This is a genomic window from Dietzia sp. MNB45 (genome assembly GCF_051994785.1).
Classification (GTDB): domain Bacteria; phylum Actinomycetota; class Actinomycetes; order Mycobacteriales; family Mycobacteriaceae; genus Dietzia; species Dietzia kunjamensis.
In genome coordinates this window covers 2,221,164-2,235,650 of sequence record NZ_CP163397.1, presented here as the reverse complement: position 1 = coordinate 2,235,650, position 14,487 = coordinate 2,221,164, and the positions used below count along the sequence as shown (strand labels likewise).

Genomic DNA, 14,487 nt, shown 5'->3' with positions numbered 1-14,487 from the left:
CGTCAGCGCCCCTGCGCACCCCGCCTCAACGGCGGGCGTGTGCCGGGGCGCTGCGCTGGACGGGCGGCGCCGCGGGGCGGGCGACCCGCGGCCGCGGCTCCAGCACCAGGGCACGGATCAGGGCGATCGCCACCACCACGACGGTCGTGGTGATCATCAGCGGGAAGCGGGTCGCCAGCGGCAGGATGATCGCCACGAGCTGGGACCGCGAGAAGACGTCCGCGCCCGAACCGACCCCGGAGACGACGTAGACCAGCGGGACCAGCAGGGCCATGATGATCGGTGGCTGCACCCCCGCGACGAACACCGAGCGCCGCGCGACTGCGAGCACGGACACCACGCAGCCGAGGAAGAACGCCACGGTGAAGCCCGCGCCGAGGTCCCCGGAGACCGAGTCGATGGCCACGCCGGTCAGCGAGATCGCCACCGCCAGGAGGACCGCGGTCCAGGCCGGCAGCCCCCGCGTCGAGGACAGCACGGACCGCTCGTCCGCGGGTACCCGCCCACTCCTGCGTCTAGTCACGGGAGAAGACTCTAACCTCCCAGTCGGCGGGCGAGGAAACGGCCGAACCGCCGTAGCGGGTTGGGCTTCTCCGCCTCCTGCTCCTGCGGGGACGGGCGGTAGCCGTCGACCGCCTTCGGATCGACGGGGCCCGCCGCCGGCGGGGGTTCATCCGACAACCCCGGTGCGGCGGTGGTGGAGCCGCCGCCCACCTCGTCGTCGTCGGCCTCCACGGTGACCCCTGCACCCGCACGGGTGGGGACCGGGCGCCGGGGCCCGGCGATGTCGGGGCGCTCGTCGATCATCCCGGCCATGATCGCGGTGCTGCTCTTGCGCAGAGGTGCGAAGCGCGAGCTCGACAGCTCGGCGAGCCACGCTGTCAGACGTCCCTCGTCTGTCGCTGACGCCAGATCCGACGCGGTCACATCACCGGTACGCAGATCGATCTGCTCGTTGATGTAGCGCAGCGCGACCGCCAGTACCGCGAGGAGCGGGACGGCCAGGAACGCGCCGATGATGCCGAACAGCGTGCTCCCCGCGGCCACGCCGAGCAGGATGACCCCCGGGTGCAGGTTCATCGCGCGCGACTGGACGATCGGCTGGAGAACGTTGCCCTCGAGTTGCTGCACCAGAATGATCACGACGAGGACGATGATCGCGGTCGTGAAGCCGTTGGCGACCAGGGCGATGAGGACCGCGAGCGCACCCGCGGTGAAGGCGCCGACGATGGGGATGAACCCGGCGATGAACGTGATGACGGCCAACGCCCACGCCAGCGGTACGCCCAGGATCACCAGAGCCAGACCGATGAGCACCGCGTCGACGAACGACACGATGGCCTGGGCGCGGATGTAGCCGCCGAGGGTGTTCCAGGCGCGGGTCAGGACCTCGGTCAGGTGACGGCCGGCGGTGCGCCCGGAGATGCGGCGGACGAACGGGAGGAACCTCGGCCCGTCCTTGATGAAGAAGAACGTCAGGACCAGAACCAGTACGAGGGTGATCACGAAGGACCCCACCGCGCTGACACCGCTGAACACACCCGAGGCGATCTGGTCACCGCGGTCCTGCAGGGTGGAGCTGAGCTGCTCGAGGACCCCGTCGAGCTGCTCGTCCCGGATGTTCAGCGGCGGTCCGCGCAACCAGTCCTGGACCTGGGTGATCGCCTCCGAGGTCTGGTCGGCGAGCTGCACGCTCTGCTCGACGATCGACGGGGCGATGAGGGCGACCACGCCCGAGACGAGGCCGAGTGACGCGATGATGGACAACAGCGAGGCCAGCGTCTTGGGGACCCTGTGCCGCACCATCCACCCCGTCGGCGGCCACAGCACCGTGGAGACGATGAGCGCCAACAGGATCGGGAGGATGCCGACCCACAGGGCGCCACCGATCCTCGATACCAACCAGCCCGCGACGAGAAGGATGGCCAGTCGCAGGGCCCAGTCGGTGACCCAGCGCCCGCCCAGTCCGATGAGGACGGAACGGTCGACGTGCTGCTCCTGGTCCTCGACGGGGGGACGCGGTTTCGGCTCGTCGGTCATGGGTCACATGATGTCAGAGGTCACGGTGGTGTGCTCCCTGACGAGGCGCCCGACGGCCGCGGGGGAGGAGCCGGGGTGCTGTCCGTAGACTGTGCCCTCGTGAGCCTCACCCTCGGAATCGTCGGACTGCCCAACGTCGGTAAGTCGACCCTGTTCAACGCCCTGACGAACAATGACGTCCTCGCGGCGAACTACCCGTTCGCCACCATCGAGCCCAACGTCGGCGTGGTCGATCTGCCGGACCCACGCCTGAACCGACTCGCGGAGATCTTCGGCTCCGAGCGGATCCTGCCCGCCGTCGTGTCGTTCGTCGACATCGCGGGCATCGTCAAGGGCGCCAGCACCGGTGAGGGGATGGGCAACAAGTTCCTCGCCAACATCCGTGAGGCCGACGCGATCTGCCAGGTCGTCCGCGTCTTCGACGACCCGGACGTCATCCACGTCGACGGCAAAGTCGACCCGATGGCCGACATCGAGGTGATCGCCACCGAGCTGATCCTGGCCGACCTGGAGACCATCGAGAAGGCCATCCCGCGGCTCGAGAAGGACTCGCGCAAGGACAAGTCCCTCGTGGCGTTGTTGGACGAGGTCCGCAAGGCGCAGGCCGTGCTCGAGGACGGGCGGACCCTGTTCAGGGCGCAGGACGAGGTGGACCGCACCCTGCTGCGTGACCTGCACCTGATGACCGCCAAGCCGTTCCTCTACGTGTTCAACGCCGACGAGTCCGTATTGACCAGCGAGGAGCGTCAGGCCGAACTCCGCGCCGCGGTCGCCCCCGCCGACGCGGTCTTCCTCGATGCGAAGGTCGAGGCCGAGCTCCTCGAGCTGGAGGAGGACGACGCCATGGAGCTGCTGGAGTCGATCGGCCAGCACGAGCCGGGCCTCAACTCGCTCGCCCGCGCCGGGTTCCACACCCTGGGCCTGCAGACCTACCTCACCGCCGGCCCCAAGGAGTCGCGCGCCTGGACCATCCGCAAGGGCGACACCGCCCCCAAGGCCGCCGGCGTGATCCACACGGACTTCGAGAAGGGTTTCATCAAGGCCGAGATCGTCTCCTTTGACGACCTCGACGCCGCCGGGTCGATGGCCGCCGCCAAGGCCGCCGGCAAGGTACGCATGGAGGGCAAGGACTACGTGATGGCCGACGGCGACGTGGTGGAGTTCCGCTTCAACGTCTAGGGACTGCCTGCTAGGCGGGGCTTGTCGGCTCTACTGACTAATCTCAGAGAGCGGTGGGCGCGTGCGGCTCGTGCATCCGGACGGCGTGAACTCGCCCGCGCTAGGGCTTTCTGGACTCGTTCGTGCTGGCGAGGCTGTCCGTGGGCGCTAGGAGTTTCTCCACAGGCGAGTGCGATCGACACTTCCTATCCACAGATCGGTCGTGGGGGGTTATCGGGTCCCGCGTGGAGGTCGATGCTGGGTGCATGGGAATCAAGTACTACGCATACGCATTCGACAGCGAGATCACACAGGTGGTGCTCGCCGATCCACGCGCCTACATCAGCGCGGACCCGCTCGCGGACGCCTTCGGACTGCCGCACGGCTTCGCAGTGGGGACGACCGACTTCCAACAGGGGCCACCAGTGGAGGACATGCTCTACCTCGACAAGTCGTGGAGAAACTTGCAGATGATGACGCAGCCATCCGATCCGGACGAGCGAGCGCGCCCCGCCTACCGGATGTTCGAAGGCGCCGTGACTCCGCTCGGGAACTGGGAGGGCTGGTTGCCGTGGGTACGGGCGATACCGCCCGAAGACGTCGCTTGGATCGCGGACGATCTGGACGCGATCACCCGCGCGGACTTCGTTCCCTGGTTCAGTCGGCACAGCGGACCGTTCGGGGAAGACCACGAAGCGGAAGCAGACTACGTCGATCACTTCTTAGGCCGGGCGAGACATTTTCTCCGCGGGCTCGTTACATCCGGTCGAGGGTTCGCGTACTTGATCGGGTGACAGCACGGCTGGCCCCTCGTCGTCGCATCTGGTCGCGGGGGGGGGGGGGGATCATGGAGAAGGGGTGGATCACGGCGGCGTGAGCCGCGATATCAGGTGCGCGACGCGTCGCTCGAGGGCATCCTCGTTCGTAGCCGTGAGCAGTGGGAGGAGCGCGCTGAAGCGCTCGGGCCGGGTGAGCCGGGAGAAGGCCGCTTTCGCGGCTGGTGCCGCCTCGAGGGCAGTGCGAAGAGCATCCGGAGGCTGCGCGGTCGCTTGCCCGGGGTAGGCGCGGTCCCAGCGTCCGTCGGATCTCGCCCTCTCGATCTCGGCGATGCCCCGCGGTCGAAGTCGACCATCGGCGGCGAGGCGCTCCGCGATCTCGACGTTTCGCCGTGACCAGAGCGAACGCGCCCGGCGTGGGGTGAACCTCTGCAGGTAGGTCCGCTCGTCATAGCCGTTGCGCTGGCCGTCGATCCATCCGCTGCACCGAGCCTCGTCGAGAGCCTCCCCATAGCTGAGGGAGGTCGGAGTCGTCACCCCCTTCTTCGCGAGCATCAGCCAGATGCCGTCGGAACTGTCCTCGTTCGTGCAGAGCCACTCGCGCCATTGGGCTCTGCCGGCCAAGACGACAGGGGACGCCGGGCCTTCCTTTGCGCTCATGGGCCCAGCCTTTCAGGCACTACGGACGCACGCTGTCCTCAGGTGGAGACGGTGGTGAGTCTGTCCGACCCCGCCGGTCGAGATCGCGGGGATCTCGTCGCGCTAGCCTCCTCCCATGGTTGAGAAGGTGAAGAGGGGCGAAGAGTGTCGGGGTGCGCTCGACGTCGGCACATCGTGACCGGGGTACCGCGGCGGCCCTCACCTCTGGGTGGTCGCCGCCCGAGGCGGGAGGAACTCGCCGCATTCGCGACCGATGATCCGAACGGTGTCGACGCCGTCCTCCCCGCCGATCCCGGCCGGCTGCGCCTGCTCATCGTGGGAGTCAATCCGGGATTGTGGACCGCGGCCGTCAATGCGCCGTTCGCGCGGCCGGGAAACCGATTCTGGCCCTCACTGCACCGGGCCGGGCTGACCAACCACCTCGTGGACGCCTCGACAGGATTGTCGGCGGAGGATGAGGCGCAACTGCTCTCCCGCGGGATCGGCATGACGAATCTCGTCGGAAGGGCCACCGCGCGGGCCGATGAGCTCTCTCGCGACGAGCTTCGCTCAGGTGCCGAACGCCTGGCCGCGCTGGCCGGGGAGCTGGGGCCCGCAGTGGTATCGGTCGCAGGAATCACCGCCTTCCGTACCGCCTTCGCGATGCCGAAAGCGACGTACGGAGAACAGGACACCACCCCGGTCCCAGGGTGGCCCGACGATGTCGCACTCTGGGTAGTGCCCCAGCCGAGCGGGTTGAACGCTCACGAGACCATCGACTCGCTGGCCGACCACTGGCGTCGGGTCTGGGAGGCGGTCGAGGAGCGTCACGGGTCGAGCGACGGCTGACGAGCTGCACGTTCAGCGCGGGGGTGGGCCGGTCACCGCGGAAGGACGTTCCTCCTGTGCCTGCTCGCGCGCTACGCGAGGAGATAGGATCCGGGGCCATCGCGACGACGAGCCCGGCGTTCGCCCGGGCCATCTGGCGCTCCCGGGACGATCGGTAAGCGCCGCGACTCCGTGCGCGACGCCCAGGGATCACAGCAGACCGGACCGAGGAGCGACGATGTTCAGATTGTTGATGGCGAACTGCACGGTTTCCGACGAATCGGTGGGGGACGCGTGGTACTCCCGCCATCTCGACCGGGGGCCGGACAGCCGGCCGATGCCGGAGTTGCTCGAATGGCATCTCGGAGACGGTTTCGGGCTCCAGGTCTGGGCCGAACCGGATCGGGCAGGGCACTCGTCGGTGGTGATCGAGGTCGACGACCTGGACTCGGTGGTCGGTCGCCTCGTTGCGGCCGGGGTCGACAATCACGGTCCGCAACCCGGCGGCGGTCGGAGGATTCTCGTGGTGGAGGACCCCGAGGGCAACCGCGTCGTCTTCGCAGGAGACTAATCGCGCGCACGACGCGGGGCCGGGCGCCTGGTCAGAGGAGAGTGACTCGTCGGGACCGTTCCGCAGTGCGTCCCCCGCGGAAACGCTTCCCGGATGGGCATCTTCCTCGGAATACTCAACGGCGCGGCCGACCTGGCGACCGAGCCTCAACTCACCGAGGCGGAGCAGGCAGAGTTCATGGCGGCGTGGTCCCGGTGGGCGGAGGAGGCGGGCCCGGCGCTCGTGGATCCCGGACGTCCGCTGTACCGCAAGCGGCGCGTCACCAGCCAGGGTGTCGAGGTGTTCGAGGACGACAGGGTCGCCTACATGCTGCTCTCAGCGCCCTCGCACGAGTCGGCGGTCGACCTCGTGCGTGGGCACCCGTTTCTCGCGCTGTTCCCGGGCAACTCGATCGACGTCATCGAGTGCCCCGACGTCCCGTGACCGTCGACGGCCCCCAGCCGCTCGCCGTCGCCCCGGACCCGTGAGCGCTATGAGCCGGCTATGCGGGACGCGTCCCGGCCAGGGCGTGGGGATACGCGGTGTCACGGCCCTGGAAGCTCAGGATTCTCGGGTTAACGATCACCCCGCCACGGATCTCGATGGCGCGGGAGATGGTGAGGTTCTCGTCCCACGCGGCGGGGCCCTCCATGACGGTGCGCAGGAACGGAAGTAGTGCCTCGCTGATCTCCCACGTCGCCGAGTTCCACAGGTAGGAGGGGCTGTGGTCGACGGCGTAGTAGTGCACCCCGTGGCCGACAGCGAACATCGGATCGTCGAACCCGGTGGGTTCGGCCCACTCGAACCCCATGCCTGCGTCGCACGAGACGTCGATGATCAGACTGCCCGGGGCGAACCCCTCCAGGTCGCGGGTGCGCAGGTAGGTCATCGGCGCGTCCACGTCTTGGAGGGTGCAGTTGACGACGATGTCGTGTGCGGCGAGGAATACCGGGAGAGGGACGTCACCATCCTCGGTGGGCACCGTGCCGAGGTGGGCTGGACCGCCGCCGGTGTGGAGCTGGGAGATGTGAGCGCTGTGGATCGGTGAACCGACTGCCGTCGCCCCGCGCTGTGTGAGGACCTGGATGTCGTGGATCCCGTGGGCGCTCAGTGCGGTGACGGCTCCTCGGGCCGTCGCGCCGAAACCGATCACGACCGCGCTGCGACGGGGGCCGTAGTCTCCGGTGGTCCCCGTGAGACTCAGGGCGTGGATCACGGAGGAGTACCCGGCGAGCTCGTTGTTCTTGTGGAGCACGTGCAGGCTGAAGTCACCCTGCCGTGTCCAGTGGTTCATCGCCTCGAAGGCGATGAGGGTGAGTCGTCGATCGATCGCGGTCTGCGTCAGCTCGGTGTCCTGCACACAGTGGGGCCACCCCCAGAGGGTGCGACCGGCAGGGATCTCGTTCACGTCCGCCGCCTGGGGCTTGGGGAGCAGGAGGAGATCGGCGGCCTGGATGACTTCCGACCGCTCTGCGACCCTGCCCACCCTCGACTCCACGTACCCGGGTTCGAGCTGGAAGTCCGCAGCGTACCCGCGTTCGACGACCATCCGAGCCCGAACGTCCGGATCGATCCGATCCAGGTGATGCGGATGAAGGGGCAGGCGCCGCTCGTTCTCCATCGTGGAGGTCGCGAGGACTCCGAGCGTCAGGAGGGGTCGCGCCCCGGTCTCCGGGGAGTGTGGGGAGTCCTTCGGATCGGAGGGGAAACGGGACGGTTCAGCGGTGCCGGACATCCGGGCTCCCATCATCGGGGAACCGGGACCAGCTCCGACTTGAGTGTAGGCCGATACAGCACCGCACCCACCAGCCGACGGCCGGTGGGTGCGGTGTTGTGGGCCGGGTGGGTCAGGCGCGGGTGTCCTCGAGAGCGGCGTTGAGCGTCTCGCTCGGCCGCATCGCCTCCCTCAGCTTGTCGATGGCGGGCTGGAAGTAGCCGCCCAGCTCGACCGGGGTGCCCTGCACCGCGAGCAGCTCGTCGAGGATGGTGTCCCGGTCCGCGGTCAGCTTCTCCGCGAGCGGGCCGAAGTGTGCTGCCAGCTCCGCGTCGTCGGACTGCTCGGCCAGTTCCTGCGCCCAGTACATCGCGAGCCAGAACTGGCTCCCCCGGTTGTCCAGCTCACCGGTCGTGCGGGACGGCGACTTCCGGTTCTCCAGCAGCTTCCCGGTCGCCGTGTCGAGCGTTTTGGCCAGGATCGTGGCCTTGGGGTTGTCGTACTTTCGCCCGAGATCGTCCAGGCTCGCCCCTAGTGCGAGGAATTCACCGAGCGAGTCCCAGCGCAGGTGGTTCTCCTCGACCAACTGCTGGACGTGCTTCGGTGCCGAGCCGCCCGCACCGGTCTCGTACAGTCCACCGCCGGCCATCAGCGGGACGATGGACAGCATCTTGGCGCTGGTCCCGAGCTCGAGGATCGGGAACAGGTCGGTGAGGTAGTCGCGCAGGATGTTGCCGGTCACCGAGATGGTGTCCAGGCCCCGCCAGGCGCGCTCGAGCGTGTACCGCATAGCGCGCACCTGCGACATGATCTGGATGTCCAGACCCTCGGTGTCGTGCTCGGCGAGGTACTTGTTCACCAGGGTGATCAGGTTGTTCTCGTGGGGCCGGTACGGGTCCAGCCAGAACACCGCCGGCATCTCGGAGGCGCGGGCGCGGTCCACGGCCAGCTTCACCCAGTCGCGGATCGGCGCGTCCTTGACGGTACACATGCGCCAGATGTCACCGGCTTCGACATCCTGGGACAGCAGGACCTCGCCGGTGGCGGCGTCGACGATGTTGGCCACACCGTCGTACTGGACCTCGAAGGTCTTGTCGTGACTGCCGTACTCTTCGGCCTTCTGGGCCATGAGGCCGACGTTCGGCACAGTGCCCATCGTGGTCGGATCGAAGGCCCCGTTGGTCTTGCAGAAGTTGATGATCTCCTGGTAGATCCGCGCGAACGTGGACTCCGGGATGACGGCCTTGGTGTCCTTCTTGCGGCCGTCGGCGCCGTACATCTTCCCGCCGATGCGGATCATCGCGGGCATCGAGGCGTCGACGATGACATCCGAGGGGGAGTGGAAGTTGGTGATACCGCGCGCCGAGTCGACCATCGCCAGCTCCGGCCGCTGCTCGTGGCAGCGGTGGAGATCCTCGATGATCTCCTCCTTCTTGGAGCTGGGGAGATTCTCGATCTTGTTGTACAGGTCGGCCATGCCGTTGTTGACGTTGATGCCCAGCTCGTGGAACAGCTCCTCGTGCTTGGCGAAGGCATCCTTGTAGAAGACCCGCACGGCGTGGCCGAACACGATCGGGTGGCTCACCTTCATCATGGTGGCCTTGACGTGGAGCGAGAACATGACGCCGGTCTCCTTGGCGTCATTGAGCTGCTCCTCGTAGAAGTCCATGAGCGCCTTCTTGCTCATGTACATCGAGTCGACGACCTCGCCGGCCTCGAGCGGCACGGTCTTGAGCACGTGGGTCTCGCCGTCCGGGGTCACGACCTCCATGCGCGCGTCGCACGCGCGGTCGAGGATGATCGACTTCTCGCCCGCGTAGAAGTCGCCGTGTGTCATGTGGGCGACGTGGGTCTGTGAGGCCATCGACCACTTGCCCATGGAGTGCGGGTTGGCCCGGGCGTACTCCTTGACCGCCTTCGGGGCGCGGCGGTCCGAGTTGCCCTGGCGGAGCACCGGGTTGACGGCGCTGCCGAGGCAGCTGCCGTAGCGCTCGACGATCTCGACCTCGTCGGGGGTCTTGGGTTCGTACGGGTAGTCCGGGATGTCGTATCCCTTGGACTGGAGCTCGGCGATCGCGTTGGTCAGCTGGTTGACCGAGGCGCTGATGTTCGGGAGCTTGATGATGTTGGTGTGCGGGTCCTGGGTCATCCGGCCCAGTTCACCGAGGTTGTCCGGGACCTTCTGCTCATCGGTGAGCCGCTCGGGGAAGGCTGCCAGGATGCGAGCGGCCACCGAGATGTCGCTCGTCGTGACGTCGATGCCGGCCGCGTCGGCAAAGGTGCGCACGACCGGGAGGAACGCCTCCGTCGCCAGGCGCGGGGCCTCATCGGTGAGCGTGTAGATGATCGTCTGTCTGTCTGAGGTCATGGATGTCGACTCTTTTCGTCTCGTGGCTGAGCGAGTTCTTGTGGAACGGGGTCAATTCGCCGACTCCATCATCACCCGAGTCGGACACCTGTGCGCCGTTTCCCGGAGTCATCTACCCCGGTCGGGCGGACCCGGGGCCGGCCTGGGATGTCGCGGACGCCCGGGAGGCCTGCCCCTGCCGGCCGGCGGACCATGCCGACCACTGACGGGCGTAGATGCCGTCCCGCTCGATCAGCGCGGCGTGCGAGCCGCGTTCGACGATCGCGCCCCCGTCCATCACGAGGATCGTGTCGGCGCGTGACGCCTGATCGAGGCGATGGGCGATGACCAGGGCCGAACGATCACGGGTGATCTCGTCGGCGGCGAGCTCGAGTGCCCCGGCACCCGCGGACCCGGCTTCCGCGGTGGCCTCGTCCATGACGATGACGGCAGGGTCGAGCAGCAGCACCCGGGCCAGCGCAAGCTGCTGGGCGGCGACGGGGTCGAGTTGGATGCCGCGTGCCCCCACCACGGTGTCGAGCCCGTCCGGCAGACGGCGGAACCATGCGGTGGCATGGACGCGTTCGAGGACGAGACGCAGTTCCTCGTCGGTGGCGGCCGGTTTGGCCAGCGTCAGGTCCTGGCGCAGGGTGCCCGAGAAGACGTGGACCTCCTGGCTGACCGTGGCCAGGCGGGCGATGCGCTCGGAGTCGGACAGCGATGAGACCGGATGGCCGTCGACCAGGACCTCGCCGGCGTCGGGGACGAGCAGTCCGGCCACGAGCGCCGCGACGGTGGTCTTCCCCGCCCCGGACGCGCCGACGACCGCGACCGTCTCACCGGGCGAGATGGCGAAGTCGACGTCGCGCACGGCCCAGGACCCGCCGTAACTGAAGCCGACGCCGCGGAGTTCGACGCGACCCTGCGGCGCGTCCACTCCGCTGTCGGGTACGGACACGGGCGGGTCCACGACGACGCCCACGATGCGGGCGAGCGAGGCGTATCCCGACTGCACAACGTCCAGGATGCGCATGAAGGTGTTCAGCGGCCCCCGCAGTCGGATGATCATGAGGACAGCGCCCGTCACCGCGCCGACCGTCAGGGCTTCGGTGGCGACGAGGTGGTACCCGACCGCCAGCGCTATCGCCAGCATGAGGAACTCGCCGATGAGCATCCACACGTTCAGCACGAGCATGGTGGTCCGGGCCCGGATCCCCTTGCGGACCACGTCCCAGGACGCGTTCCCGGTCAGGGTGTGCATCCGGTCCTCGAGGGAGAACGCGCGCACCGTCGCGCGACCGCGGATGGCCTCGAGCACGCGCCGGGCCCGCTCGGCCATCGCGGCCCGCTCCGCGGCGTAGCGCTGCGGGGCCTTGGCCAGGTAGCGGCGTGCGGCGACGTAGTACAGAGGCGCGACGACGAGCGGGATGACGACGAACTGCCAGTCCAGTGCGAACAGGGCGATCACCGTGGCCACGACCGTCAGAACGGACGTGGACAGTGTCGGGACGGTTTCCGTGACCGCCGAGGACAGTTCGGCGACGTCGTCGGTGGACCGGCTGACCAGGTCTCCCGACCCGGCGTCCTCGACGCGGTGGGAGGGCAGCCCCAGTGCGGTGCCGACCATGTCCTGGCGCAGAGTGGCGATCACCCGCTCGGACAACCTGGCCACCAGATAGAAGCCGGCGGCACTCGACACCGCGCCGACGACGGCCGCGGCTAGCAACTGCGCACCGATATGCCACAGCGAACCCGAGGCCTGTCCGGAGACCAGGTCCACGATCCGCCCCATCAGCTGGGGGATGAGCACCCCCGCGTAGGCACCGAGGCTGAGCAGAACCACGGCCAGAGCCAGCCACCGCCTCGCATGGCGGACCCCACGCAACTGCCGGGCCACCTCGCGGCGGACCTCGCCCGCGGAGGCGACCGGGAACCTCAGGCCGCTGTCGGTCTTGAGGGGGGGTGTCGGGATCGTCGTCGTCATCTCCCGGCCCCCACGAGCAGACCCTCCGCCACCGCGCGGAGCCCGTCCACGGTCAGACGGGAATCGGCCACCGCGCTCCATGCGGGGGCCTGGCTGAACACCAGGGTCCTCCGGCCGGCCCGGTGACGGGCCACGTTGTAGGCGAGGTTCTGCTCGGTGACCGAGTCGACCGCGGTGGAGGGGTCCTGCAGCACGAGGACCTCCGGGTCCCAGGCGACGGCGCGGGCGAGGGCGACGCGTTGGCGCTGGCCTCCGGAGAGCATCCGCCCGCTCTCGCCGACGCGCTTGTCGGGGCCCTCGGGAATGTCGTCGCAGCAGGCCACGTCGAGCGCCCGCTCCGCGATGCCCCGGTCCGGGTGGACGTTGTCGGCCACGCTGCCGTCGAACAGGTCGGCCGCGTGCGGCGCGACCACCACCCGGGTGCGGGGCAGGGATTCGAGCAGGTGGACCAGTTCGTGATCCGTGCCGTCGACGGCGGTCAGACCGGACGGTAGGGCGTCAATGAAGCGCTGGCTCGTGGTGGCCTCGACGTCCGAGAGGCGTTCGAAGTCGGCGCCGAGGACCTCACGGATCCGCCTGCCCGACGCCTCGGCCGAGGCCCACCGGGAGGCGAGGTTGCGGCCGAACATCGTCATCGGCACGACGAGGAACTGGGTCAGACCGACGACCGTGATGAGTTCGCCGATCGTGATACGACCCGCAAGTGCCAGCGCACCGGCGGAGATGCCGAGCGTGGAGACGAAGAGGGCGCCCGCGGCCTCGGTGGCGCCGTTGAGGCGGGCCTCGGCGGCGTCGGCGTGGACCGTCTTGCGGTACGCGGTGCCGGAGACCTCGTCGTAGCGGCCGCGAACGGTTACGATGGCGCCCAGTCCCTTGAGGATGCGCAGGCCCTGCACGACGTCGGTGGCGGTGGCGGCGGCCCGGGCGATCGCGTGTTGCCGCTCGACCGACCGCTCCTGCAGCGGGCGCGCCACCCACAGTGCCACCACCACGAGCAGCGGGCCCCCGATCAGCGTGGCGAGGCTCAGCCACGGATTGATGCTGAACATCATCGCCGCGCCGTAGGTGATGGCGGCGGCCTCGGCCACCGGCATGACCGTCATCATGACGATGTCGCCGACCCGGGTGGTGTCCGAGGACGCGACGGACAGCAGGCCTCCGGCGGTGCGATCGCGACCGGCGAACCCGCGCGGGTCCTGGATTCGGTCGGTGACCGCGGTCCGCAGGTCGTGGCTGACCAACTGCTGGCTCCGCACCAGCATGAAACGGGCGGTCCAGTTGGCGGCGATCGCCATGAGGAACACGCAACCCAGGATGGCGATCCAGAACCACAGCCGGTCGGCGGAGGAAGCGGCGACCGCATCGTCGACCGCCCGCCCGACCACGACCGGGGTCAGTCCGTTGCACAGGAACGCCACGGCCATGGCGCCGGAGGCGATGAAGCTCCACGGGCGCTGCGCCAGCGCGACCTTGAGCGTCCACCGGGGCGCGTCGACGGCGGGGAGCCTCGACCTGCGCCCGCCCGGCCCGGGAAGCGCCGAATAGTCGACGATGCTGCCCGGCTCCGGGGTGGGTGAGTTGTCGGGCACGAGGTGCGATGTTACCCGGCGGCGGCACCGAGGCTGCCGTTGCGAGCCGCCCGTCCACCGACGATCTCCACCCCGTCGAGATCAGCCACCCCGAATGCGAGCAGGGCCTGGCCGGAGGCGTCGAGCTCGTCCTCGACTGTCCGCAGCCAGCCCCGAACGATCTTGTCGGGCAGACGGCGCCCGGCCGACAGGCCCACGACGAATCCGGGTACGGGGATCTGCGACAGCACGGACATGGACTCGCGGCGGTGACGGGAGGATGTCGTCCACTCGGTGTCACTGACGAGGATTGGTGAGGGCAACGCGACGTCGTACTCGTCGCAGGGCAGGATGAGCAACGTGTCGCGGTGGCGGTCGTGGTGACCGATGACGAGGTCGATGACGCCGGCGGCCAGCGGCGCGTCGTCGAGTGGGAGGCCGCACCAGTTCTCGGGGAGTTCGTCGAATCTCATGCCGCCGAGTCTCCGCGACCTCGACAACCTGGGACAGCCCTGGTCAGGGATCTGTGGACGGGGAGAACCGGCTTGTGGAGAACTCGATTCGGGGGAACCGGGCTGCCGTGTGGAGCGTCGCGCCATGCGCGGCGCCCGGCGCCCCCGGGTGCGATACCGGGGTCTCAGGACTCGTGCCGGAATCCCACCTTGATAGTGACCTGCCAGTGGGTGACCTCGTCGGCGTCGAGCTTGCCGCGGACGGACTGCACCTCGAACCACTCGAGGTTCCGGAGCGTCTTGGACGCCTCCGCGACCGCGTTGGCGATGGCCTGGTCGGTGCCGTCGGGTGACGAGCCGACGATCTCGGTGATGCTGTAGACGTGGTTCACGATGACCTCCCGGTGTGTGATACACATCACTCTACGGTG

General features: G+C 68.7%; 14 protein-coding genes. 5 read left to right on the top strand and 9 right to left on the bottom strand.

Annotated features, from left to right (window positions below):
• Positions 1-25: 25 nt before the first annotated feature.
• Both AB5G72_RS10705 and AB5G72_RS10700 read right to left on the bottom strand, forming a co-directional pair.
• Complete coding sequence (locus tag AB5G72_RS10705; protein ID WP_208636639.1) at positions 26-523, bottom strand: DUF6542 domain-containing protein; 498 nt, start codon at positions 521-523, stop codon at positions 26-28.
• A gap of 11 nt (positions 524-534) precedes the next feature.
• On the bottom strand, positions 535-2,040 hold the full coding sequence (locus tag AB5G72_RS10700) for an AI-2E family transporter (RefSeq protein ID WP_269500939.1): 1,506 nt from the start codon (positions 2,038-2,040) through the stop codon (positions 535-537).
• 99 nt (positions 2,041-2,139) lie between these two features.
• On the opposite strand from AB5G72_RS10700, the gene ychF reads away from it, so the two are divergent.
• Positions 2,140-3,219: a redox-regulated ATPase YchF gene (gene ychF, locus AB5G72_RS10695; RefSeq protein ID WP_185950324.1), complete on the top strand. Its 1,080-nt coding sequence runs from the start codon at positions 2,140-2,142 to the stop codon at positions 3,217-3,219.
• A gap of 245 nt (positions 3,220-3,464) precedes the next feature.
• Positions 3,465-3,992, top strand: a complete 528-nt coding sequence (locus AB5G72_RS10690) for a DUF1877 domain-containing protein (RefSeq protein WP_440219849.1) — start codon at positions 3,465-3,467, stop codon at positions 3,990-3,992.
• A 69-nt stretch (positions 3,993-4,061) separates the two neighbouring features.
• Here AB5G72_RS10690 and AB5G72_RS10685 read toward each other — a convergent pair whose 3' ends face one another.
• A complete protein-coding gene (locus AB5G72_RS10685; protein ID WP_206472488.1) occupies positions 4,062-4,634 on the bottom strand; it encodes a YdeI/OmpD-associated family protein in 573 nt (190 codons plus the stop codon).
• A 174-nt stretch (positions 4,635-4,808) separates the two neighbouring features.
• Here AB5G72_RS10685 and AB5G72_RS10680 point away from each other — a divergent pair, with 174 nt between their 5' ends.
• The 3 genes from AB5G72_RS10680 to AB5G72_RS10670 all read left to right on the top strand — a co-directional run bounded on the left by AB5G72_RS10680 (position 4,809) and on the right by AB5G72_RS10670 (position 6,435).
• Entirely contained in the window at positions 4,809-5,462 is a 654-nt protein-coding gene (locus AB5G72_RS10680) for a mismatch-specific DNA-glycosylase (RefSeq protein WP_206472486.1), read from the top strand.
• Between the two features lie 217 nt (positions 5,463-5,679).
• Positions 5,680-6,012, top strand: coding sequence for a VOC family protein (locus AB5G72_RS10675; RefSeq protein ID WP_206472484.1), 333 nt, complete (start codon positions 5,680-5,682; stop codon positions 6,010-6,012).
• 93 nt (positions 6,013-6,105) lie between these two features.
• A complete protein-coding gene (locus tag AB5G72_RS10670) occupies positions 6,106-6,435 on the top strand; it encodes a hypothetical protein (RefSeq protein ID WP_206472482.1) in 330 nt (109 codons plus the stop codon).
• Between the two features lie 58 nt (positions 6,436-6,493).
• On the opposite strand, the gene AB5G72_RS10665 is transcribed toward AB5G72_RS10670, so the two are convergent.
• From AB5G72_RS10665 to AB5G72_RS10640, 6 genes are all read right to left on the bottom strand, one after another.
• Entirely contained in the window at positions 6,494-7,612 is a 1,119-nt protein-coding gene (locus AB5G72_RS10665) for a N(5)-(carboxyethyl)ornithine synthase (RefSeq protein WP_440221491.1), read from the bottom strand.
• 226 nt (positions 7,613-7,838) lie between these two features.
• A complete protein-coding gene (locus AB5G72_RS10660; protein WP_069390307.1) occupies positions 7,839-10,073 on the bottom strand; it encodes an NADP-dependent isocitrate dehydrogenase in 2,235 nt (744 codons plus the stop codon).
• A 112-nt stretch (positions 10,074-10,185) separates the two neighbouring features.
• A complete protein-coding gene (locus tag AB5G72_RS10655; RefSeq protein ID WP_440219848.1) occupies positions 10,186-12,036 on the bottom strand; it encodes an ABC transporter ATP-binding protein in 1,851 nt (616 codons plus the stop codon).
• A complete protein-coding gene (locus AB5G72_RS10650; protein ID WP_440219847.1) occupies positions 12,033-13,625 on the bottom strand; it encodes an ABC transporter transmembrane domain-containing protein in 1,593 nt (530 codons plus the stop codon). Before AB5G72_RS10650 ends, AB5G72_RS10655 begins: the two co-directional genes overlap by 4 nt.
• 11 nt (positions 13,626-13,636) lie before the next feature.
• Positions 13,637-14,077: a hypothetical protein gene (locus tag AB5G72_RS10645; protein WP_440219846.1), complete on the bottom strand. Its 441-nt coding sequence runs from the start codon at positions 14,075-14,077 to the stop codon at positions 13,637-13,639.
• Between the two features lie 164 nt (positions 14,078-14,241).
• The gene (locus AB5G72_RS10640; protein WP_440219845.1) at positions 14,242-14,475 is read right to left on the bottom strand and encodes a dodecin; all 234 of its coding nucleotides are present in this window, start codon (positions 14,473-14,475) and stop codon (positions 14,242-14,244) included.
• Between the last annotated feature and the right edge of the window lie 12 nt (positions 14,476-14,487).